Raw genomic sequence first — 21,984 nt, 5'->3', positions numbered from 1 at the left:
CTCCCATGTCCGCAGCGGGGGGAACGATGCAGGCGTACATCCGGCTGACCGGCGAGACGGCCCCGGCGGAGCTGACGGGGCTGACCGAATGGCTCTCGCGTGAGGGCGAGTTCCGCGGGCGGACGGCCGTCGGCCGGCCAGAGGTGCGCCCGGACCAGATGGGCGGGATCACCGAGGTCGTGATCGTGGCCCTCGGCGCGCAGGGAGCCGGCACCATGCTGGCCGCCTCGCTGTCCGTGTGGATCAGGCATCGCCGTCCGTCGGCGGACATCGAGGTGACCGGCCCCGACGGCCGGAGCGTCAAGGTTTCCTTGCGCAATGCCCCGGAGGAGGACGTGGAAGCCGTACTCCGACGCGTCCTGGAGCGGTGAATGCGCCTGCCCGACCCGCTGCGGTCGCGGGCGGTGCTGCTGGGTTTCGACACGTTCACCGATCCCGGCCTGCCCGACCTGCCCGCCGTGACGCACAACGTCGACGACCTGGCCGAGGTGCTCACCAGCCCGTGGGGGACAGCCCTCCCGGACGCGCACTGCACAAGACGGCGCGCGGCGGCGCCCACCGCCGGCCTCGCCGACCTGACGTCCATCGGGGCCCGCCTGGTCGCCGCCGCCGAGGAGGCCGAGGACCTCTTGCTCGTCTACTTCGCCGGTCACGGCCTCATCGGCCCGGACGGTGAGCTGTATCTGTCCCTGCCCGGAACCTCCAGCGAACCGGAGCTGGTGGCGTGGACGGGAATACCGTTCGCTCTGGTGCGCCGTACGCTGGCGAACGCCCGGGCGGACAGCCGGGTTCTCATTCTGGACTGCTGCTTCTCCGGACTGGCCATCGGCGCGATGTCCACCACCGCCTCGGTGGTGGCCGGCCAACTGGACGTGGCCGGCACCTGCACGCTGGCGTCCTCGCCGGCGAATCGCCCGTCCAGTGCGCCAGTTGGCGCACGCCACACGGCCTACACCGGCGAACTGCTCGATCTCCTGCGGCACGGCAGCGGCGATGCCGCGACGTTCCTCACCCTGCAGACCATCCATGAACACCTCGCCAGGGTTCTGCCCAGCAAGGGGCATCCGCGCCCCGAACTGCGCAACACCCACACGGTCGGCCGTCTCGCACTGGCCAGGAACCGGGCGCACGAGGGCATCTCCGATCCGGCCGCGATGGTCAGGGAGGCCACGCGGCTGGAGCGGCTCGGTGACAGCGCGGGCGCGCTGCGCTGGTACCAGGAGGCGGCCGGCGCCGGGCGGTCCGACGCCATGAGGGAGCTGGGCCGCCTGCTGGAACGGGACGGAAAACATGTACCGGCAGGAATGTGGCGTCGTAGGGCCGCCCTGTCCGGGGACCCCGTCGCCATGCATGAGCTGGGGGTCGGCTCATGGCGCACCGCGGACCTTGCCGAGGCCGAGAACTGGCTCAGGAAGGCCGCAGCTGTCGGGGTGCCGGAGGCGGCGGAGGACCTGGAGAGGCTGCTGCGGAGGCGGAAGTGAGAGCCGGCCGGTGGTGCTTCCGCGCAGCCGTCAGGTGATGTGGACCGTCCAGTAGGACCGGCCGTTGTTCGTCCCGCCGTCATGCACTTCGGCTTCATCGCCCTTGCCGTTGTGTGCCCACAGGTATCCCCCGGTGAGGTAGCCGTTCTCCAGGTGGATCGACGTCCCGTCATACACGAAGTTCTTGCCGTTGACGGAGATGTCCGGTGTTCTGATGCCCGTCAGGCCGGACGTCGTGAACTTGGTCGTGCCACCGTAGGAGACGGTGATGTCGCGGTTCGCCTGGAGGAACCCCTCGACGGTGAGCCGCTGCTTCGCGTCGAGGTCCTTGTCCACGGTGAGCTCTTGGAGGCTGGTGGCGCCGGCCACCGTCAGCGCCCGCGTGACGGCGAGGCCGCCGCCCACCGTCAGCGCCTGCTCCGCCGTGAGGTCCCCACCCACCGTCAGCCCCTGGACTGCGGTGGTACCGGTGACCATGACCTCACCGTCCACCTCCAGCCCCGTCAGCTTCGGGTTCGTCACCGTGACCGTGGTCGTCAGGTAGTGCGTGGTCCCGCCGGTGACGTACGAGAGCTGGAAGGTCGTGTCGCGGTCGACTGTCGTGCGGTAGTCGTGCTGCTTGCCGACCGGGTGCGCGCTGCCGCCGTACGAGACCGTGTAGTCGAGCGTCGACGGGCCGTTCCACGTGAGGCGGACCGCGCTGCCGGCCGTCACCTCCATTTCGTCCGCCGTGAAGTCGGAGACAGCCATGGCCGGGATCTTCGGTGCCGGGAACTTCGTGAGCGCCAGTCCGGTGAAGGCGGGGCTGTCGGGCCACCGGTCCGGGTTCGTGGTGGCGACCTCGTGGATCTCGATGCGGGCCGTGCCGGGAAGGGGACTGATCTTCAGGTTCTCCAGGGTGATGACGATGCCGGAGACGTCGACGGGCGAGTCGGCCTGGTTCGGCTTGGCCAGGAAGTGGGCGTAGTCACCCGGCGGCAGGATGGTCTGGGTGCCCGGCTGGATGCGCGCCACCGTCCAGTCCGGGGCCTGACCGTCACCCGCGTCGGCCGCGACCAGGCTCTGGGCGAGATCGCCCTCGGGCAGGGAGAAGACGATCTCCCGGCAGTACACGGTCTCGCCGCCGCCGTTCGAGACCACGAGGTGCAGGGCCGTGGCAGGGTCGTCGGTACCGGTCGTCGCGTACAGCGGGAACGGTTCGCTGATGAGGGCGTAGTCCAGCAGAGGGGCGTCCGGCTCGCTCATGGAGTCGGCTTCTTTCAGGTTCGGGTGCGGGTGCTGCGCGGTCACTATCGGGTGCGGGTACTGCGCGGTCACTTGGTGGTGAAGCCGCCGGACAGGCGCAGGAAACCGGTGCGTACGGTCGGGCCGTTCTCGTCCAGCCGGGCCGTCTGGTCGATCTGCACGACCGCCTCGTGGTGCCACCGCGGTGCGGGGTCGGCGCCGGCGGGTGCGTCCGGGACGACCAGCTCGGCCCAGTCCCAGGTGCCCTGCGGGGACGTGGGGTGTGGCATGGCGAGGGCGTCGACGAAGCCGGACGGCGCGCCGCCCGGGCCCACGTCCTTGGCCGGGACCTTCCGTGTCGTGGTCAGCACCGGGCTGAGCCGCAGCGCCACCCGCATCGCGGCCATGGCGGTCCGGGTGAAGCGCGACGGGAGCTGAAGCTCCGTCACGGGAAGGATCTCCGTCGTCGCGTGGACGGTGGCCAGCGGGTCGAGCAGCAGTGTGAGGTGCGTCCGGCCCGTCGAGTCCGCCCGGAGCCTGGGCCAGTTGGCGTCGGAGATCTTGGCCACGTAGTCCGTGCGCAGGTGCTCGCGCGGCGTGTCCACTGCGTGGAACGTCCCGTAGTCGGCCTCGGAGAAGTAGCCGATCAGGCCGTCGCCCTGCTGCCCGGCGTTGCCGAGCCGGACGGGCCACCGGTAGTCGAGGTGGGCCATCTCGGCCGGCGCCGTCCCGCCCTGACGCGTGGCCCACGCCTGCTGCGTCTGCCAGTCCAGCGCGTACTGCCAGCCCCCGTCGGCGACCGGAAGGCCGTCCAGCTCGAAGCCGAGCCGGGCGCGGACCAGTGCGAGCGGGCGGCCGAGCAGTGCGCCGAGCACCTCGTCGCCGTACGGGTTGCCCCGGTCGATGCCGGCGAGCGTGGTGTCGACGGTGGCCAGGAGGTCGGCGAAGGCGTCCGGTCCCTTGGCGGTCAGCTCGCGGGCGAGACCACCAGCGAGCCGCCGCCCTTCTCCCTCGCGGCGAGCACGATGGACTTGCGGGCGGACGCGTACCCGACCGTGAGGCCGGAGACGGCCGGACCGGCCAGGAACGCCGGCGGATCCGTCACGCCCAGCAGCCCGGCGAGGTCCGCGAACGACACGCCCTTGGAGTCCTCGCAGACCGCGCTGAACTCGGCGTGCTGGACGTCCTTGATGTCGAACGTCAGGGTACGGACGGTGTCGTCCCCGCCCCCCTGCCGGGGAACACCGAGGACCAGACGTGCCTCGTACTCCTGGTCGTACGTCTGGCTCTCCCCGGACTTGGACAGGGACACCTTGACGTCGAGGCCGGCGTCGAGGCCGCCCAACGGGAAGTCGACGTCCGCCTCGACGCGGAATCCGGTGGCGCCCTGGCCGTGGTCGTAGGCGAGCACGAGGCGCTTGAGGGCGATGTCCTTCAGGACGGGCGGCGGGGCCACACCGAAGAGCCCGAAGAGCGCCTCGGCGACCTGCCATTCCGTTCCGTCCTCGGGCTCCAGGACGAACTCGTAGCCGGTCTGTCCGGCTTCGAAGTCGAGGGCGCAGGTGATGACGAGCGGATCTCCGCCGTCGATGGCGAGCTTCGCCTGCGCGGAGAGTTCGCGGACGGCGGCGCCGTCCAGGAGGTGAATCGCGTAGCCGAGGATGAGGTCCTGCAGCCGAGGGCGCTGAAGGCGGACATCACGGGGTGGCTCTTCAGCGACAGACCGAACTGGACGCCGGTGACGGTGGCGTCGTCCGGGTCGCCTTCTTCGTCGCTGAAGAAGCAGAGGGAGAGGTTCGGAGTTTCCGTGGCGATGATTCCGGTGACGCAGAGGTGGTCCGGGTCCGGAACCATTCCGGTGAGGGTGGTCCCCATGGTGAACCAGTCGGAAAGGGCGGCGGGGTTCACCGCGTTCTTGAGGGTGCCCTCGTCACCGAGGCTGTCGGGGAGACCGTCGGGTAACTGCAATTCCGGAGTCGGAGGTGAAAGGGTTTTCAACCAGTCCTTGAGTTCGCCGACGGTTATCGCGGTCACCGCCACCACGCATTCCCTCCTGGCCGATGGGCCGCGCCGGGCACGGGCCGGCGTGAGTATGTGGACGTGAGATTCCGGCGCACGCTAACAGCGGTGGGACGGGCGACGACGGTGATCAGGCCAGGTGGTGGGGGAGGGGACGCGGCGCTTTCGTTGGTTTCCGGGGCAGAATCCAGCTGTTGGCTGTTTTGTCAGCGCGTAGGGTGTTACACCGTGCTTGTTCCCGAAGAATCCCTCATGATTCGGGGGGAGTTCGGCTCGGGAGGGCCGAAAGCGGGCCGGATGACGGCTTCGGCGGGGGGACAGCCTCACGACGGGGTGTCACCGGACGGCGTCCAATTCTGGTTGCTGCGCCCTGGGGTGGACCGGCGGCAGCGCCACCACGTGCTAATTTCCCCGCTCCATGGAGCGTTGACGGAAGGCCGAGCATGCCGAAGAGCACACCCCGCAAGCCGGATACAGAGGTCAATCTTCGGCATGGCGGCCGCGCCACGGACACCTGCCCGAGGTGTGGCTACGTCAGGAACAAGAAGAACCAGGGGAAGCTGCTCCACGGCATTCCGGAAGTGACCGACAGCGCGAACCTGCGCGGTGTCGTGGGCCGGATCAAAGACAACCTGATGCAGGACCGGAGCCTGGTCGGTGATCCGGCGGCCGTCTTCATGATGGGCGTACTCGAAGCGAGGATCGGCGGGCACGAGTACTACCTCTACGCCTCCAGCGGACGCACCGCGGAGCCATGGATCAAGCCCAGGCACCTCGACGGGATCACCTATCACCCGGGGCGGTGGACGCAGGCGAACCCGACCGTTCCGGCGAACAACAGGGGATGGCTGACCGTCCGCGGCGAGAAGACGGACCTGAGGGAGGGCATAGCGGGCGTCCACCGGCCGTGCTCCGCCGTCAAACTCCTGCTCGGCCTCGGCGGAATGCACCTGGACTGGAAGTCCGTCGACTATGTGCGCATGAGCGAGATGGTCTACGTCGGCCCCGAGGCGGAGGACGCCGCACACATGCGGGTGTGGCACGGACGCGCCGCCACGAACTCCTGGACCGCCCACTCCTGCGACGCGTGCGAAGCCCGCATCCCGTACTTGATCTGTGACGTCCCTCCCCACTGGTTCGAGAGCCCCTGACCGGCACACCGGCCGGAGCCTCCTGCGTGTTTCCCGGGAACGGCAACAAACGTTGCCGCCGCTGGGTGGTGGTCGCAGTGTGTGGGCGCAGGTGATCGCCATGAGCGACCCGACGCACACCACAAGGAACCACGGAGACCACCCACCATGCCCACTCCCTCCGCAGACAGCGTCACCGAGCAGATATCCCGGCCCCACGACAGCAGCGCGGGCGCGCGGGCGGACCGCGGCGCGCGGCCCCGTGCCGGCCTGGCGTTCGCGGTGCTCGCCGTCGTCCAGGCGACGCTGATCTTCACCATCACCCTGATCTCGATCCCGCTGCCGGACATCGCCCACGAGCTCGGCCTCGGCCCGTCGGACCTGGTGCTCGTCCAGGCCGCGTACGGGCTGCCCTACAGCGGACTGCTGCTGTTCGGCGGACGGCTCGCGGACCGCTACGGCGGACGGCGGCTGCTCGCGGCCGGGCTCGCGCTCTTCGGGCTCGCCTCCGCGGCCGCCGCGTTCGCGCCCACCTTCGAGGCACTGGTGGCACTGCGTTTCACCCAGGGCATCGGAGCGGCACTGACCGCCCCGGCGGCCATGGCGGTGCTGCGCGTGCTCTTCCCCGCGCCGGCCGCCTACGGCCGGGCGATGGCCACCTGGGGCGGGGTATCCGTGCTCGGCTCGGCGGTGGGCACCCTCACCTCGGGCGTCGTGACCTGGGTCTCGTGGCGGTGGATGTTCGCCGTGCCCGTCCTCGTCTCGGTCCTGGCCCTGGCTGTGGCCCGGCGGCTGCTGCCGGCGGGAACCGCGGATGCGTCCCGGGCCCGTCCCGGTCTCGATCCGGCCGGCGCCGTACTCGCCACGCTCGGCATCTCCCTCGGCAGCTACGGCCTGATCGTCAGCGAGGACCACCCCTGGACCTCGCCCACCGTGCTCGTTCCGCTGGCCGCCGGTGCCGTGCTTCTCGCCGCGTTCCTCGTCGTCGAGCGCCGCGTCCGCCACCCCCTGCTGCCGCCCGGCTTCACCCGCATACCGCACCGCATCGTGGGACTGACGGGGGTCCTGCTCGCGGCGGCCGGTATCGCTGTGGTGAACCTGCTGCTCTCGCTCTACCTCCAGCGGATGCAGGACTGGTCACCGCTCGCGACAGCGGGCGCGTTCCTTCCGTTCACCCTCGTGCTGATCGTGACGAACCGCGCGGCGGCACCGCTGGTCGGCCGGTTCGGGGCGGGCCGGGTCACCGCCGTGGGCCTGGCCGCCGGCGCCGCCGGACTCGCCCTGCTCGCCGGCATCGGCCCCGATACGTCCTACGCGCTGGGCCTGCTGCCCGGTCTGATCCTGCTGCCGGCCGGCACCTCCCTGGTCTTCTCCGGATCGGCCGTCCTGACCACCACGCACGTGCCCGCGCACCAGGCCGGACTGGCAGGCGGCGTCATGAACACCGCGATGGAACTCGGCCCCACCGTCGGCCTCGCCGCGCTGATGGCCGTCGCGGCCACGAAGTCCGACGTACTGGCCGGGTACGGGTGGGCCTTCGGCACCGCCGGTGCCGTCTACCTCGCCGCCGCCCTCACCGCGGCCGCAATGGTCCGCCGTGCCCCCGCCGGCGCCGGCAACCCACCGCAGAACTGAGGATGTTGAGCCGGGGTGTCCGGTCTCCGCCGAGCGCCAGTCCGCCGACGGTGGCGTGGTAGTCGGTGCCGGCGCGGGCGTTGCGCAGCGGAATCTCGCCGGCGGGTGACGGGCGTCCGCCCGCCGCGAGACCGATGAGCGCACCGCGCGCCGCCGGTGTAAGAAGGAATCATGCTCCGCCAGTGGCACGCGAAGGGCTCCAACGGATCGCCGAGTCGTCCCAGACCCGCCCTGGTCACGGTGCCACTCCTGCTCATCGCGGCGATCGCGGTCGTCGACATACTGCTCGCCCCGGCCCTCCACGTGGCTCCGCTGCTGGTCGTCGCCCCGGCGGTCACGGTGGCCTTCGGCGGCCCCCTCCTCATCGCCGCCATCGGAGCACTCGCCGTCGTCGTGCTGATCCTCCACGCCCTCTACCAGGAGGGCACGCCCACGGCCAACGACGAAACGCAGGTCATCGGCCTCCTCGCGATCACCGTCTTCCTCGTCCTCTTCCGCCGCGTCCACGAGCGGCACCAGGAAGACCTCCGCAAGGCCCAGATGGTCACCGAAGCCACCCGGAACATCCTGGTCGCCCCCCTCCCGCCACGGCTCGGCCCGCTGCGCATCGCCACCTTGTACGTCGCCGCCGAGGCCGCCGCCCGCATCGGCGGCGACCTCTACGCGGTCGTCCGTACCCCGCACGGCACCCGCGTCATGATCGGCGACGTCCGTGGCAAGGGCCTCCCGGCCGTCCGGGCCGCCTCCCTCTGCCTCGGTGCCTTCCGCGCCGCCGCTCACCGCGGCCTCCCCCTGCCGACGCTGGTGGAGCAGCTGGACGAGGCGATGCGCTGGGAGGCGACGCAGCTGCTGCCCCCCGAAGAAGCCGGCGAGGGCTTCATCACGGCCGCGATCCTGGACGTCCTCGACGACGAGCCCCTCCTGCAACTGGTCACCTGCGGCCATCCGCCCCCGCTCCTGCTCCACCGGGGCAACGTCACCCCGTTGTCCGCCCGCGACCCCGCCCTCCCCCTGGGCATGGGCGAAGGCCTCCTCCGCAGCGAGTACGAGACCGAGACGTTCCCGTAGGAACCCGGTGCGCTGCTGCTCCTCTACACCGACGGTGTCATCGAGACCCGGGACGCCCACGGCACCTTCTACCCCCTCGCGGACCGTCTCGCCGCATGGAACGAGGCCGACCCGGAACGGCTCGTCGGGCGCATTCACGACGATCTGCTGACGCACGCGGGCGGCGCACTGGACGACGACGTGGCACTGGTGGCCATGGAGCGCTGCGGCGCCCCACCGGCCCACCGAACACAGCAGCACACGGACTGCCCTCCCTGAACCGCGGATGCCGGTCAACGAGGGGTGTCGGTGGCGGCCCGGGTCAGGCTGAGCACGAGGAAGGCAAGGACGGCGGAGTTCACTCCCAGGCCGGTACGCAGCAGCGCCTTGGGGTGAAACGGCCGACGAGCCGGGTGATGACCAGGCCGGATACGACACTGACGGCGCCCACGGAGGCGAAGGCGGCGGAGGTCTGGCCGACGCTCAGGCCGAGCAGGTTCTGGAAGAGGAAGGACGCGCCGCCCAGGTAGCAGAAGAGCACGGCCAGAGCCATCCCGAAGCAGAGCGTGTAGCCCAGGTAGGGGCGGTTGGCCAGGACGTCGCGCACCGACCGGATCGTCACCCCGGCGCCTCCCGTCGGGCGCCGGTCGCGCGGCAGGGTCTCGGGCACTGCGAAGAGCGCGCCGATGAGGGCGAGCAGTGTGGTGGCGACCAGGACCCAGAACACCGCGCGCCAGTCGGCGGCCTCGTTCACTGCGCCGCCCAGGACCGGCGCGACGGCCGGGGCGACGCCGAGCAACGACATCATCCCGCCCAGCAGCTTGGCCGCCTTCTCGCCCGTGGCGACGTCCGAGATCACGGCGCGGCCGATGACGACACCGGCGGCGCCGGTGAAGCCCTGGAGGAAGCGCAGGACGACCAGCAGGCCGAGTGAGGGGGCGAGCGCGCACAGGACCCACGACCTACCGCCCCGTCCCCTGGCCGTAGGGCCGGCGGACGGGGGCATTCCGGGCTCTGGACCGACGCGGGGCGGCATCTGCGCTTCATACGGTCGTCACCAGGCGATGCACGAGGATCGACCGCGCCAAGGACAGCGCAGCCCAGGCCGTTGACGTGCGTCGCTCCGACGCATCGGATCCGCACCGCCTCTCTCAGGTCTCGGGAGAAACGCCGCTGGAGCCAGTGGTGGCCGGTGCAGGGGAGGCAGTGACTGGTGCGCGGATGTCGGTGGGGGTGGTTAGCGTGGGGTCATGGCTTACGACGAGGTGCTGGCGGAGCGGATCGGGGAGCGGCTGGAGCCGGAGGGGGTGACCGCGAAGAAGATGTTCGGTGGGATCACCTTCCTCCTGCAGGGCAATGCGCTGGCCAATCTGTACGAGGAGGGCCTGATGGTGCGCGTCGGGCCGGACGGGATGGACGAGGCCCTGGCCCGCCCCGGCGCCAAGCCGCTCGTCTTCCGCGGCAAGGAGCAGCAGGGGTGGGTGGTTCTTGCGGAGGAGACCCTCGACGATGACGTGCTGGACGACTGGCTGACGTGGGCCATGGAGGTCACCGCGGAGCTTCCGCCCAAGGAACCCAAGAAGCCCAGGAAGCCCAAGAAGTAGTCCGGCCCCTGCCTGGCCGCTCGTGGCGCCGGGGGCCTGTGCTCACTCACTGGTCCCCGGCGCCGTTGTCATCGGTGGCGTCGTCTGGTGTGTCCTTGCCGCTTCCGTGCTCGTCGGGGCGGGTGAGGGCGCGGGCGGCGCGCAGCAGGCGCTGCCCCAACTCCTCCAGGTGCGGGGCGAGTTCGGGGGTGCCCGCGATCGTTTCGTCGGGGCCGAGGTCGATGCCGAGGAGTTGTTCGGCGATACGGCGGGGGTTGTCGCCGGCCAGGTCGAGGGTGCTGGTGCGGTCGTCGACCGGGTGGACGCGGCCGGGGAGGGAGTAGGTGCGGGCGCGTGCGGTCGCGGCGTCGGCGGGGACGGTGGCGTGGAGGGCGTAGCGGGCGGGGGCGGCGGCCAGGCGGGCTGCGACGTAGGCGGCCGCGTCCGGGGCGGGCAGTGCGCGTGGGGTGGTGCGGTGGCCGGTGGGGGCGGGGTCGGTGAGGCGGTCCACGCGGAACAGCCGCCATTGTTCCTGCTCGGTGTCGTAGGCGACGAGGTACCAGACCGGGTCGGCGGCGACCAGGGCGTGCGGTTCCACGCGGCGGTGTCCGGTCTCGCCGCTGCCGCGGCGGTAGGTGAAGGTGACGATCTCGTGGTCGCGGCAGGCCGCGGCCAGCATGGCCAGGGTGGAGGGGTCGGCCTCGGGCCCGGTACTCCAGGGCACCGGGAGCGGTGCGGCGGCGGCCTGGATCGTGGCGACCTGGTGGCGCAGCCGGACGGGCAGCACCTGTTCCAGCTTGGCCAGGGCGCGCAGAGCGGTCTCCTCGATGCCGGCGACGCCGGCGGCGGCAGTGCGGAGCGCGACGGCGATGGCGACCGCTTCGTCGTCGTCCAGCAGGAGCGGGGGAAGGGCCGCGCCGGGGGCCAGGCGGTAGCCGCCGGCCTGGCCGGTGGTGCCCTCGACCGGGTAGCCCAGGGAGCGCAGCCGGTCGATGTCGCGGCGGATGGTGCGCAGGGTGACGGAGAGGCGGTCGGCGAGCTCGGCGCCGGTCCAGGCCCGGCGGGTCTGGAGCAGGGAGAGCAGGCGCAGCATCCGGGCGGGCAGGTCCTGGGTCATGGCGTGTCCTCGGTGTCCTCACTCATGCCTTCCAGGCTGCCAGGGGATGGTGACGCGAGGTGTCCTAAAAGGGCCCTACGGTCGATGTCATGAGCGGTCACGGGCCGCATGGCGAGCCCGCTCCTCCAGCGGGCGGCCGACCCCAATCCCTTCCCTCTCAGCCTTCCTGAAAGGACAGTGTCATGGGCTACATGGATCCCGGCAGTGTCGTCTGGTTCGAGATCGACACCGCCGATGCGCAGGCCGTCAAGGACTTCTACGGTTCGCTGCTGGGCTGGACCTTCCAGCCCGTCCCCGCACCCGACGGCCGCACCTACACCCTGATCAGCGCCTCGGGGGCCGCCCTTCCCATGGGTGGCTTCCGGGAAGGCGCCCCCGACGGCCAGGAGGGCTTCGTCCTCGCCGTCCGATCCGCCGACGTGGACGCCGATGTGGCCCGCCTCAAGGACCTGGGCGCGACGGTGGTCCTCCCGCCCGGTCCGTCCGCCGACGGCGGCCGCAGTGCCCGCCTGAAGGACCCGCGCGGCAACGCCATCTCCGTCTGGAAGGCCCCCGAGCAGCCCGCCGGAGCCGACGCGCTCCTGGACGCGGGTGACGGTGCGCCGCTGCCCGGCTCCCTGGGCTGGTTCGAGATCGGCACTGCCGACCTTGAGGCGTCGAAGACGTTCTACGCGGACGCCTTCGGCTGGAACTACGTCCACGACACGGGTGTCACCAGCCGACCGTACTTCGCCGCCGTCGTCCCCGGCGACCAGCGAGGCAGCGGCGGACTGGCGGACAACAGCCAGGCCGAGGGAACCAAGGACTACGCCGCGCCGCAGTTCATGACTCCGGACGTGCCCGCCGCCGTCGCCAAGGCCACCGAGCTCGGTGCCACGGTCGAGACCGCGCCCGAGACCACCGCCTACGGCCTGACCTACGCCCGGCTGACGGATCCCCACGGCAACCGCTTCCTGCTCTTCTCCTTCCCTCCGCAGGGCTGAGCCCCCACGGTACGGGCCCGGCCGGCGCCACGGCTGGGCCCGTACGGCGTACACGGCGCGATCCGGTCCGGCCATCAAAGGACACAGGCTGTCCTGAAATCCCTCTATGGTGGAGCTGTTCGCACGGAGCAAATAGGGATATTTCCCCCGGAAATCCCTGGCCTCGGTACCGGCACACGGCGGCTACATCCTCGGCATCTTCGGCCCGAACCACATCGACCAGTTCTTCGCCCAGTTCGAAGGATGACCCCCACACAGCACGGAGTTACCTCATGAAGATCGCAGTCCTGGGTACCGGTGGCGGTGCCCGTGCCCATATCGCCAAGCTCGCCGAACTCGGCCACGAGGTCCACGTCGGCACCCGTGACCCGCAGGCCACCCTGGCCCGCACCGAGCCCGACATGATGGGCACCGGTCCGTTCAAGGAGTTCCTCGCCGCGCACCCCGGCGTCGCACTGCACACCTTCGGCGACGCCGCGGCCGCCTCCGACGGCCTGGTCATCAACGGCATCGACGGCCACAACGCGGTGGCCGCCCTGTCCGCCATCGCCGACCAGCTCGCCGGCAAGACGCTCATCGACTACGCCGTCCCGTACATCTACAACCCCGACATCGAGCGCCCCTGGCCCACCCCGTGGGGCGTCAACCCGATCCTCGACCCCTGTGACAGCGACAGCCTCGGCGAGCAGATCCAGCGCGCCCTGCCCCGCACCAAGGTCGTCAAAGCCTTCGTCACCCAGGAACAGGCCACCGTCGTCAACCCGCAGGCCATCGGGGGCGGCGAGCACACCATGTTCGTCGCCGGCGAGGACGCCGACGCCAAGCAGCAGACCACCGAACTGCTCAAGGCATACGGCTGGACGGACATCCTCGACCTCGGCCCCCTGGTCGCCGCCCGCGGTATGGAGATGTACGCCCATATGCACGGCGCCATCGGCTTCGCCCTCGGCTTCGGCACCCACTTCAGCATCAAGGTCATCCGCTGACCTGCACGTCCCACCACGGCCAACCCCTGCACGGCAAACCAAGGAACAATCATGAGCAACGAGAACGCCGGCCCCCTGTCCGGCAAGATCATGTGCCACGCCATGTGGGCCCAGGACGGCCGCAAGCTGGCCGACTTCTACGCCACCGCCCTGGGCACCAAGGTCTCCCAGACCTACCCCGACAAGGACGGCAACGACGTCGCCTGCGCCTTCTACGTCAACGGGGCGATGTACCTCTTCTACACCTCCGCCTCCTACCAGGCCCCCAACTGGCCCGAGGAAGAACTCCCCTTCCACATGGACTTCTCCTTCCCCGACGTCCAGGCGGCCGAGAAGCGACTGCTTGAGATGGGTGCCACCAAGCCCGACCACCAGCCCGGCGGCAAGCACTGGACGGTCCTGCTCGACCCCTCCGGCCAGCCCTTCTGCATCCACGGCACCTACTGACGACCCCGAGCGAGCATGACTGTTCTGCCCCGCATCACCGCAGCCCAGCGCCGCGCCCGCCTCGTCCGCCGTCACCTCCTCGCACCCTCCGTGCGGGAGAAGACGGCCGAGGCGGTCGCCGGGGCGCTGGTCGGCCTGCACGCCACCGACCCGGCGACCGTCTTCCTCGCCATGGCCGCCCGCATGCACCGGCCCACCATCCCCGCCATCGAACGACCGCTCTACGACACCACCGCCACCGCCGGCACCCCGGCACTGGAACGCATCCGGTGCATGCGCCGCACCATGTTCGTCCTCCCCGCCCGCCTGGCCCCGGCCGTCCGGTCCGCGACCGTCCGCGACACCCACCGCCACCGCACCGACGCCATGGCGAAACTCCGCGACAGCCTCGGCTGGGACGAGCGCCGCTACACGGCCGCCGAGCAGGCCACGCTCGCCGCCCTCACGGCCCGCGGCGAGGCCACCGCCGCCCAACTGGCCGCCGATATACCCGTCTTGCGCGAGCAGCTCGTCACCTTCCCCGGTAAGCCGTACGAGTCCCGGCAGCGCGTCAGCGCCTCCATCCTGGGCGTACTCGCCGCCGAGGGCCGTATTCGCCGGGCCCGGCCCGCCGGCTCATGGACCTCCGCACAGTTCCGCTGGACCCCGGCCCGCCCTCTGCCGCAGATACCCGTGGCCGAGGCGAAGACCACCCTGGCCCGCCACTACCTCACGGCATTCGGGCCGGTCACCGCCGACGACCTGAAGTGGTGGACCGGCTGGAACGGCACCGACACCCGCAAGGCGCTGGCGGCCACCGGCGCCCACGCCGTCGAACTCGACGAAGGCACCGGCTACCTCCTCCCCGAAGACCTCGAATCCGCCCCCGGCTTCCCCGAACCCGCAGCCGCCTTGCTGCCCGGCCTCGACCCCACGGCCATGGGCTGGCGCCACCGCGACTGGTACCTCGACCCCGACCACACCAAGGCCCTCTTCGACCGCAACGGCAACATCGGCCCCACCATCTGGTGGAACGGCCGCATCATCGGCGCCTGGGCCCAGCAACCCGACGGCCACCTCAACCACCACCTCCTCACCGACCCCGGCCGCGAAGCCCGCACCGCCATCCGCACGGAGATCACCCGCCTGACCACCTTCCTCGCCGGCACCCGCGTCACCCCCTGCTACCGCACCCCCCTCGAACGCCACCTCGCCACGACCGTTCGCGCCGAGCGGTGAAAGGCGCGCCGGCGGCTACCACCAGCAGCTCTACGCCTGTCCGGCGTCGCCGGAGCATCCGCACACCGCGCTGTTGCAGTAGCGGCGGCACAGCAGTGGCTGCGCCAACTGGCTTATCGCACCCAGTGGTTCAGTGTGCGGGTCCGTTCGATGTAGAGCGTGCGGGGGTCGGTGGTCTCCGTGGCCCAGGCGATGTGCCCGTCTGGGCGGATGAGGACCTCGGTGAGGGCGGTGAGGCCACTGTCCTGAGCGGGAGTGGTCCGGGCGTGCACCGTCGTGACCGGATCGGGGGCGATCGGACCGGGGGCGATGAGGTCGGGGGTGGAGGTGGGAGTGGGAGTGGGAGTGGCCAGATTGAGCAGGACGAAGTGGCCGTCGTGCAGCAGCTCGTAGGTGCGGGTCCGGTGTCCTCCTGGCAGGGTGAGCCGGAGGTCTGGTATGCGCCGGCCCGTCAGTGGGTGTGCGGCAGGTGTGGGGGGTGGATAGGCAGTGGTGAGTGCGGAGAGGTGTCCGGCGAGGTACCGGTTGGTTTCCGGCAGGCCGAGGACGGTGTCCAGCAGTTCGCACAGCAGTGTCGCGGCACGCCGGTAGCGCTTGACCAGGGGCAGTTCGACCAACAGGGTCTGGGCCTCGGTCCCCTCGGTGACGGCTCGGCCGACCGGGTGCCGTTCGGTGTGGTAGGTGTCGAGGAGGCCGGGTGCGGCCCATCCTCGGATGTGCGCGGCCAGCTTCCAGCCGAGGTTCATCGCGTCCTGGAGGCCGAGGTTGAGTCCTTGGGCGCCGACGGGAAAGTGGGTGTGCGCGGCGTCCCCGGCCAGGAGGAGGCGGCCGGAGCGGTAGTGCTCGGCGAGCCGGGTGGCGTTCCGGGCGGCGAGGATGCCGTGCTGCCTGGCCCGGTCGAGATGGGTGTGGTCGGCGGTGGCGAAGTCGCCGACCATGGCGGTGAACGACTCCTCGCTGCCGGGGAATGCGATGCCGGCGGCGCGTCGGACGATGCTGTGGGCGCCGTCGCAGCCGGCCACGTAGGCGGCTCGGACCGAGACCGGTCCGTTCGGTCCGCGTAGCTCGACCTCGACGCGGTCGTCGTTCTCTTCGAGGGTCGTGACCTCGTGGCCGCGGTGGATCCGGACGCCGAGCTCCCGCGCCCGGCCCTCCAGCAGCGCCTCGGTGCGGGACTGGGCCAGGAGCAGGGCATGGGGCTGTGAGGAGTCCAGCGCGGAGAAGTCGAGCGGTGTCCTCAGCGGGGCGGCGAACTGCCAGCCGGGCACGGTGCGGCCGGCGGCCAGGAACCTGGTGGCCAGGCCGCGTTGGTCCAGCAACTCCAGGCTGCGCGGGTGCAGGTTCAGCGCTCGTGAGTTCCGCTGCGGGTGGGTGCGGCGCTCGACGACCACTGTCCGTACGCCGGCGAGTGCGAGTTCGGCGGCGAGCAGCAGGCCGGTGGGTCCGGCGCCGACCACGAGCACCTCGGCTTCCGTCTCCATGCGCGTCCGTCTCCTCGTCTTGTGGTGTGACGTGCCGGGCGGTGGGGGAGCGTTGGTCTGGCGAGGTGCGGGGGGCGGGCGGCCGGCGGCCACCGCCCGGCAGGTGGGCTTCCCGGTGCTGGCGCAACAGGCCGTGCAGGGCGGGGAATTCGCCGTCCTGGCGGCGCTGGAGGTGCCGGTACCCAATGGCACGATGCTGCCGCCCGCTCATGCCCCGGCCGCCCGTGAGTGGCTGTGCGCGCCGGCCCCCGGCACGCTTTTGGTACCCGTGCACACCGCCATCGACCGGCTGGAACACGGACGGGCCAGGCTCAGTGCGGAGCATGCAGCGCACGCGAGTGTGGCTGTGGCGCCTCCGGCCGCGTCCCCGGTCCGGCGCACAGATCGGTGATCAGTTTGCGGGCCCGTCCCGCGATCACCGGGGTGACGCCGTGGATCAGCTGCGCCCCGTACACCAGCGTGGTCCCGGCCGGCGGCCGGCAGATCCAGCGGGTGGCGGCGATGGCGTCGAGGGCGACCGGGCCGGACCGGGCGGTGATCTCGTGCACGAACCGGGTGCCGGGTGCGAATACGCCGTCGGCCTCGGCCACCCGGCCGGTCCACAGCTCGTCGCAGGCACTGGTATCGAGGTAGAACTCGCCGCCACTCCCGGCGTCCTGAAGGTTGAACACCACACGGGCCAGGCGCACGGGACGCTCGTCCGGGTCCCCCATGCCGTGTACGTGCGAGCGGATCTCGTCGCCGGGCTTGAGGTCGTGGTACAGCCATGGGGCGACGAATGCGGCGGACGGGAAGGCCCGGCGGATGACGGGCATCGCGCGGCCGATCGCGCCGGACAGGATCTCCTGGGCGGCGTCGGGCGGAGTCAGCCCTTCGCTGGGGCGGGCGGGCACCCAGCCGGTGGCGGCGAGCTGGTCATCGACGATCTTGGTGACCTGCGCGGTCTCGTCGGCGGTGAGGAAGTTCTCGATCGTCTGCACGGCCAGGGTCTCGGACGTGTTGATCACTTCTCGGCTCCTCTCGCAGTGCCGTCGCCCGACCATTGCAGGGCCGCCGAACACCGAAGCCAAGGGCGCCACAACGGGCGCGTGGGCGCATGAACCATCCGCCGTCGTACACGGCGGATGGCGCCGAGCGCGCCCGTGCCCGCCTGCGCGCCCCGCGCGCCACCTACCCGGGCCCGCCTCGGCGCCGGGGCCGTGCTCCCGTCCGTGGCCACGGACGGGCACGGACGGGCACACAGCGGCTTGCCCGCAGGGCGTCGGTTATGGTGGGCGCATGTCTACGCCCCGAGTTTCCTAGCCGAGGACCCGCTTCCCCGCCAGAAGTGTGTCCTTTCGCTTTCTCGGAGCGTCATTCCATGATTACCGTTCGCGGTGTCGAGCTGCGCGCGGGCGCCCGCCTGCTGCTCTCCGACATCTCCTTCACCGTCTCCCCTCGCGACCGCATCGGCCTGGTCGGCCGCAACGGCGCGGGCAAGACCACCTTGATGACCGCCCTCGCGGGCCGGGCCACGCCCGCCGCCGGGACGATCACCCACACCGGCACGGTCGGCTTCCTCGCGCAGGACTCCCGCGCCGCCGACCCGACCGTCACGGTCACCGACCGCATCCTCTCCGCCCGCGGCCTGGACCGCTCCCTGCACCGACTGCGTGCGGCCGAGACCGCCCTGGCCGAGGCCGACGGATCCGCCGTGCTGGAGCGGGCGATGCATGCCTACGCCCGTGCGGAGGCCGCCTTCCAGGCCGGCGGCGGATACGCGGCCGAGGCCGAGGCCGCCCGGGTCGCGGCCGGGCTCGGCCTGCCCGAGCGCGTGCTGGGCGAGCCGGTGGGCGCGCTGTCCGGCGGGCAGCGCCGCCGGGTCGAGCTGGCGCGCATCCTGTTCGCCGGGCAGGGCGGCACCCTGCTGCTGGACGAGCCGACCAACCACCTGGACGCCGACTCCGTCACCTGGCTGCGCACCTTCCTCCAAGGCCACCAGGGCGGTCTGGTGGTGATCAGCCACGACACCGGTCTGCTCGCCGAGGTCGCCAACCGGGTCTTCCACCTCGATCCGCAGCGCGCGACCATCGATGTCCACAACACCGGCTGGGCCGCGTACCTGGCCCAGCGGGAGGCGGACGAGCGGCGCCGCGCCCGCGAGCGGGCGAACGCCGAGCGCAAGGCCGCGGCCCTGCACGCGCAGGCGGACAAGATGAAGGCCCGCTCGGCCACCGCCGTGATGGCCAAGAGCATGGCGCGGCGCGCCGACCGCAAGCTCGCCGGGCTGGAGCCGGCCCGGCGGGCGGAGAAGGTCGCCAGGATCCGGCTGCCCGAGCCCGCCCCGTGCGGCCGGATGCCGCTGGGCGCCGTCAGCCTGGCCAAGTCCTACGGCGGCCGCCAGGTCCTCGCCGGCGTGGACCTGGCCGTGGACCGGGGCAGCCGCCTGGTGATCCTCGGTCTCAACGGGGCGGGCAAGACCACGCTGCTGCGCCTCCTGGCCGGCCAGGAGCGGCCGGATGACGGGCGGGTGGTCCACGGGCACGGGCTGCGGCTGGGTTACTTCGCCCAGGAGCACGACACCCTGGACCCCGCCCGCACCGTCCGGCAGCACCTCGCCGACGCCGCCCCGCACCTCACCGACGGTGAAGTGCGGCGCGTCATGGGCGCGTTCCTCTTCTCCGGCGACGACGCCGACAAGCAGGCCGGGGTGCTCTCCGGCGGGGAGAAGACCCGCCTGGCCCTGGCCGGGCTGGTCCACTCCGGCGCGAACGTGCTGCTGCTGGACGAGCCGACCAACAACCTCGACCCCGCCTCCCGTACCGAGGTCCTGGCCGCGGTCGGCTCCTACCCCGGGGCGGTGGTGATGGTCACTCACGACGAGGGCGCCCTCGACGCCCTGCGCCCGGACCGCGTCCTGCTGCTGCCGGACGCGGACGAGGACCTGTGGAGCGAGGACTACCGCGACCTGGTCGCCCTCGCCTGACCCACCGCTCCCTTGGTCCGCCGGCCCCGGAAGGTGGTCCGCCGGCCCCGGAAGCGGAAGGGGCACCCACGACTTGTACCGGCACCCTGGTGCCCCTCGTGGGGACGGACTACTTTCGGAGCGAGGTGGCCCATACCGGGGCATCGAAACATAGGGGGAAAATTGCGCAAGTTTGCTGTATCCGCCGCAGGTCTGTCTCTCGCCCTGGGGGCTCTCGGGGTCACCATGGCCCCCAGCGCCGCTGCGGCGACGCCCTGTCCGTCCGGAGCGGTCTGCATCCGCGAGACGAACGGCAGCATCCTGAGCAAGAACATCTTCTACAGCTACGGCGCCCACAACCTGTCGAACGTCACCGGCGACCGGGTGATCGTCAACAACCAGACGGGCGGCGCCGGGTTCCGGTTCTGCTACGGGTACAACGGCGGTGGCGGCTGCTCCGTCGTGATGCGGGGGGTGGGCGAATCCGCGCCGTACAACATGACGCCGATCAACTCCGTCGTGCTCGTACCGTAGGCGCCCTCGGAAGCGCACAGGGGGCACCCCCTTCCCGGGGTGCCCCTCTTCGGTGCCCGGTTGCCCTACGAGCGCGGCAGGTCGGTCAGCGAACGCTGGTACCGGCGCACGGCCTCCGCGTCCAGGAGCCAGCGCGCCGCCGCGCCGCTCAGCTCGTCCGCCAGCTGCCCGGCCGACGAGCCCTGAACCAGGGCGTCCCAGTACGCGATGCGGTCGCCCTCCTGCCGCCACATCCGCGCCGTCGAGTCCAGGGCGGTGAGGGCCTGGTCGACGTGTCCGGCCAGCCGCTCGACATGGCCCTTGAGCGTCGCGAACACCCCCACCTGCAGACGGTCGGCGGTGAGTTTCGTCAGCTCGTTCCGGTACCGCGCGATGCCGGTGGCCGAACGGTCCATGGCCGCGTGGGCGTCGGCGACGGCCTGGGTGACGCTCTCGAAGAGGACCGGTGACTCGACGGACTTCTTCACGCCGTCGTAGATGCCGGGCACCTTCTTCGCCTCGCCGTAGAACTTCATGGCGCTGTCCGCGATGGCCTCGGTGTCCCAGGCCGCGGTGGAGCGGGCGAGGGTGATGCCCGTCTGGATGACGGCCTTGCCCGTGCCGACGATGTCCTCCGCGGCCAGCGCCAGCTGGATTCCCAGCACGAGGGCTCCGGGGATGGCCTTCGCCGCACCCAGGGCGATGGCCCGGTTCGTCTCGCGGAGCTCGCTGTCCAGTGCGGCGAGGTTCTTCTCGATCTCGGCGATTTCCCCGTCAGGGCCCGTATACCGCTTCTCCAGGGCCTTCCCGTCGCTGCCGAAACGGACGCGATCGTCGTCGACCAGCTGTTTGAACTGCTCGATCTCCCCCTTGGCCGCGGTCACACCGGCCTCGTTCTGCGACACCAGGCGGCGCAGGATCGTCAGACCCTGGCGGAATTCGGCCTGCGCGGTGGCATCACCGTCACCCGCCCGCCGCGCGAGGTCGTCCATGTGCGGGGTGAACGAGATGAACGTCCCGGTGTATCCCTGGACGTCGGTCAGCGGCTGGAGCAGCGCCGTCTGATAGGCGTGGCCCCACGTGACGGCGTGGCTTCTCGCCAGGTCCTGGGTCTGGGCCAGGGTCGGCACCAGCTCCAGGGCGAGGGAGGGCTGTTCGGTCACCGCGATCGCTGCCGCCGTGGTCAGCTGGTAGGCGGTGAAGAGCGCCTCGGTGGCAGCCGAACCCAGGCCGTCCGTGGGCGAAGGCGCGACAGGGGCTGAGGCCGTCATGCGGCGTTCCTCTCGTTCGAGGCACCCAGCAGCATGTCGAGCTGGCTGCCAAGGTCCCGGAAGTTGGCGGCGACCGTGTCGAGCAACGCGGTGACGAACCCCTTGTACGACGGGGAGGTTCCGTTCACGGACGTGATGACGCCGGCCAGGTGGCCGGAGGTCACGTTCAGGGAGTTGTCGAGCGTCGTCATCGCGTTCACCGCCAGGGAGACCGAGTGCGACAGCGCGGTCAGCCGGCCGGTCAGCGCGGATACGCCGGCCGCCTGGCGGTCCTTGTCTCCGCTCTCCCCCTCCAGTTCGGAGATGCGTCGCTCGAGGCCGTCGATGTCGGCGATGTTGTCGCCCCAGATGCGGGCGATGCCGTAGCCGAGGGGGCCGAGGATCCAGCCGACGTTCTCCCATCGACGGGCGTCGGCGATCTTGTCGCGCAGTGCCTGGGCCTGGTGGCGGAGTTCTTCGGCCATCCGCTGATCGGTGGCGATCACCGCCGAGATGGTGTTCAGGTCCTCGGCGAAGCGGGAGGCGTCGGTGGTGAAGGCCCGGTTGAGTTCGTTGACCTCGGCAGTGTTCGCCGTCACGCGCTGCTGGAAGGTGTCCAGGTCGCTCTTGACGCGCTGCAGACGGGTGACGAACTCGTCCCTGGCCGCCTGGTCGCCCGCTTCGGCCCGGGGAGTCAGTTCCGCCAGGCGTCTTGCGTCGGTGCCCAGGTAGGAGGAGACGAGCGACCGGGTCAGGGACAGTGGCTCGCCGACGCTGGTCCGCGTCTTGTTCAGCCACGACCCCGCGTGCGACTTGGCCGCGTCCACGTGCTCCTGGAGGCCCGGGACCGCCGAGGCGTCGCCCACCTGGCTGTCGCGTACGTTCCGGGCTGCCTGGTCGACAGCCGAGAGAACCGTCGCAGTCAT

The 21,984-nt window shown here is 71.3% G+C and carries 21 protein-coding genes and 1 pseudogene; 13 read left to right on the top strand and 9 right to left on the bottom strand.

What is annotated here, in order from left to right:
- The first annotated feature begins 5 nt into the window (after positions 1–5).
- Together AZE13_RS05725 and AZE13_RS05720 are read left to right on the top strand one after the other, a co-directional pair.
- Complete coding sequence (locus AZE13_RS05725) at positions 6–371, top strand: effector-associated constant component EACC1 (protein WP_258527603.1); 366 nt, start codon at positions 6–8, stop codon at positions 369–371.
- On the top strand, positions 372–1,481 hold the full coding sequence (locus tag AZE13_RS05720; RefSeq protein ID WP_066927617.1) for a caspase, EACC1-associated type: 1,110 nt from the start codon (positions 372–374) through the stop codon (positions 1,479–1,481).
- 30 nt (positions 1,482–1,511) lie between these two features.
- Here AZE13_RS05720 and AZE13_RS05715 read toward each other — a convergent pair whose 3' ends face one another.
- The 3 genes from AZE13_RS05715 to AZE13_RS05705 all read right to left on the bottom strand — a co-directional run bounded on the left by AZE13_RS05715 (position 1,512) and on the right by AZE13_RS05705 (position 4,116).
- Positions 1,512–2,726 (bottom strand): hypothetical protein, encoded by a 1,215-nt coding sequence (locus tag AZE13_RS05715; RefSeq protein ID WP_147264608.1) that lies wholly within the window; start codon positions 2,724–2,726, stop codon positions 1,512–1,514.
- Positions 2,727–2,794: 68 nt separating this feature from the next.
- On the bottom strand, positions 2,795–3,580 hold the full coding sequence (locus AZE13_RS05710; RefSeq protein ID WP_066927613.1) for a hypothetical protein: 786 nt from the start codon (positions 3,578–3,580) through the stop codon (positions 2,795–2,797).
- 92 nt (positions 3,581–3,672) lie between these two features.
- Positions 3,673–4,116 (bottom strand): hypothetical protein, encoded by a 444-nt coding sequence (locus AZE13_RS05705; protein WP_066927611.1) that lies wholly within the window; start codon positions 4,114–4,116, stop codon positions 3,673–3,675.
- Here AZE13_RS05705 and AZE13_RS05700 point away from each other — a divergent pair.
- The 4 genes and pseudogenes from AZE13_RS05700 (at position 4,099) to AZE13_RS38970 (ending at position 8,815) form a co-directional block, all read left to right on the top strand.
- Positions 4,099–4,809, top strand: coding sequence for a hypothetical protein (locus AZE13_RS05700; protein WP_066927609.1), 711 nt, complete (start codon positions 4,099–4,101; stop codon positions 4,807–4,809). The two genes, AZE13_RS05705 and AZE13_RS05700, sit on opposite strands and share 18 nt — an antisense overlap.
- Before the next feature lie 358 nt (positions 4,810–5,167).
- Positions 5,168–5,875: a hypothetical protein gene (locus AZE13_RS05695; RefSeq protein ID WP_066927607.1), complete on the top strand. Its 708-nt coding sequence runs from the start codon at positions 5,168–5,170 to the stop codon at positions 5,873–5,875.
- A gap of 147 nt (positions 5,876–6,022) precedes the next feature.
- The gene (locus tag AZE13_RS05690; RefSeq protein WP_079123734.1) at positions 6,023–7,489 is read left to right on the top strand and encodes an MFS transporter; all 1,467 of its coding nucleotides are present in this window, start codon (positions 6,023–6,025) and stop codon (positions 7,487–7,489) included.
- Between the two features lie 171 nt (positions 7,490–7,660).
- Positions 7,661–8,815: pseudogene (locus AZE13_RS38970) on the top strand (PP2C family protein-serine/threonine phosphatase).
- Between the two features lie 79 nt (positions 8,816–8,894).
- Here AZE13_RS38970 and AZE13_RS05680 read toward each other — a convergent pair.
- Positions 8,895–9,542: an MFS transporter gene (locus tag AZE13_RS05680; RefSeq protein ID WP_066927605.1), complete on the bottom strand. Its 648-nt coding sequence runs from the start codon at positions 9,540–9,542 to the stop codon at positions 8,895–8,897.
- Between the two features lie 244 nt (positions 9,543–9,786).
- On the opposite strand from AZE13_RS05680, the gene AZE13_RS05675 reads away from it, so the two are divergent.
- Positions 9,787–10,140, top strand: coding sequence for a TfoX/Sxy family protein (locus AZE13_RS05675; protein WP_066927603.1), 354 nt, complete (start codon positions 9,787–9,789; stop codon positions 10,138–10,140).
- A gap of 46 nt (positions 10,141–10,186) precedes the next feature.
- On the opposite strand, the gene AZE13_RS05670 is transcribed toward AZE13_RS05675, so the two are convergent.
- Positions 10,187–11,236, bottom strand: a complete 1,050-nt coding sequence (locus AZE13_RS05670) for a helix-turn-helix transcriptional regulator (RefSeq protein ID WP_066927601.1) — start codon at positions 11,234–11,236, stop codon at positions 10,187–10,189.
- A gap of 182 nt (positions 11,237–11,418) precedes the next feature.
- On the opposite strand from AZE13_RS05670, the gene AZE13_RS05665 reads away from it, so the two are divergent.
- From AZE13_RS05665 to AZE13_RS05650, 4 genes are all read left to right on the top strand, one after another.
- Positions 11,419–12,219 carry a VOC family protein gene (locus AZE13_RS05665; protein ID WP_066927599.1) on the top strand — a complete coding sequence of 267 codons (801 nt, stop codon included), beginning with the start codon at positions 11,419–11,421 and terminating at the stop codon, positions 12,217–12,219.
- A 272-nt stretch (positions 12,220–12,491) separates the two neighbouring features.
- Positions 12,492–13,205, top strand: coding sequence for an NADPH-dependent F420 reductase (locus AZE13_RS05660; protein WP_066927597.1), 714 nt, complete (start codon positions 12,492–12,494; stop codon positions 13,203–13,205).
- 51 nt (positions 13,206–13,256) lie between these two features.
- Entirely contained in the window at positions 13,257–13,652 is a 396-nt protein-coding gene (locus AZE13_RS05655) for a VOC family protein (RefSeq protein ID WP_066927595.1), read from the top strand.
- A gap of 15 nt (positions 13,653–13,667) precedes the next feature.
- Positions 13,668–14,870 (top strand): winged helix DNA-binding domain-containing protein, encoded by a 1,203-nt coding sequence (locus tag AZE13_RS05650; protein WP_066927593.1) that lies wholly within the window; start codon positions 13,668–13,670, stop codon positions 14,868–14,870.
- Between the two features lie 113 nt (positions 14,871–14,983).
- Here the strand turns inward: AZE13_RS05650 and AZE13_RS05645 are convergent, their stop codons facing one another.
- Together AZE13_RS05645 and AZE13_RS05640 are read right to left on the bottom strand one after the other, a co-directional pair.
- Complete coding sequence (locus AZE13_RS05645; protein WP_066927591.1) at positions 14,984–16,351, bottom strand: FAD-dependent monooxygenase; 1,368 nt, start codon at positions 16,349–16,351, stop codon at positions 14,984–14,986.
- A 311-nt stretch (positions 16,352–16,662) separates the two neighbouring features.
- Positions 16,663–17,358, bottom strand: coding sequence for a hypothetical protein (locus tag AZE13_RS05640; RefSeq protein WP_066927589.1), 696 nt, complete (start codon positions 17,356–17,358; stop codon positions 16,663–16,665).
- Positions 17,359–17,711: 353 nt separating this feature from the next.
- Between AZE13_RS05640 and AZE13_RS05635 the strand changes: the two genes are divergently transcribed.
- Together AZE13_RS05635 and AZE13_RS05630 are read left to right on the top strand one after the other, a co-directional pair.
- Positions 17,712–19,316, top strand: a complete 1,605-nt coding sequence (locus AZE13_RS05635) for an ABC-F family ATP-binding cassette domain-containing protein (protein WP_181690259.1) — start codon at positions 17,712–17,714, stop codon at positions 19,314–19,316.
- 225 nt (positions 19,317–19,541) lie between these two features.
- Positions 19,542–19,829 (top strand): hypothetical protein, encoded by a 288-nt coding sequence (locus tag AZE13_RS05630; RefSeq protein WP_258527602.1) that lies wholly within the window; start codon positions 19,542–19,544, stop codon positions 19,827–19,829.
- A 65-nt stretch (positions 19,830–19,894) separates the two neighbouring features.
- Here AZE13_RS05630 and AZE13_RS05625 read toward each other — a convergent pair whose 3' ends face one another.
- A complete protein-coding gene (locus tag AZE13_RS05625; protein ID WP_066927586.1) occupies positions 19,895–21,079 on the bottom strand; it encodes an HBL/NHE enterotoxin family protein in 1,185 nt (394 codons plus the stop codon).
- Positions 21,076–21,984 carry an HBL/NHE enterotoxin family protein gene (locus tag AZE13_RS05620; protein ID WP_066927584.1) on the bottom strand — a complete coding sequence of 303 codons (909 nt, stop codon included), beginning with the start codon at positions 21,982–21,984 and terminating at the stop codon, positions 21,076–21,078. Before AZE13_RS05620 ends, AZE13_RS05625 begins: the two co-directional genes overlap by 4 nt.

This window comes from Streptomyces sp. NBRC 110611 (assembly GCF_001590865.1).
Taxonomy (GTDB): Bacteria; Actinomycetota; Actinomycetes; order Streptomycetales; family Streptomycetaceae; genus Streptomyces.
Note: the sequence above shows the minus strand (reverse complement) of the source record. Positions and strands in the feature narration are given on the sequence as shown.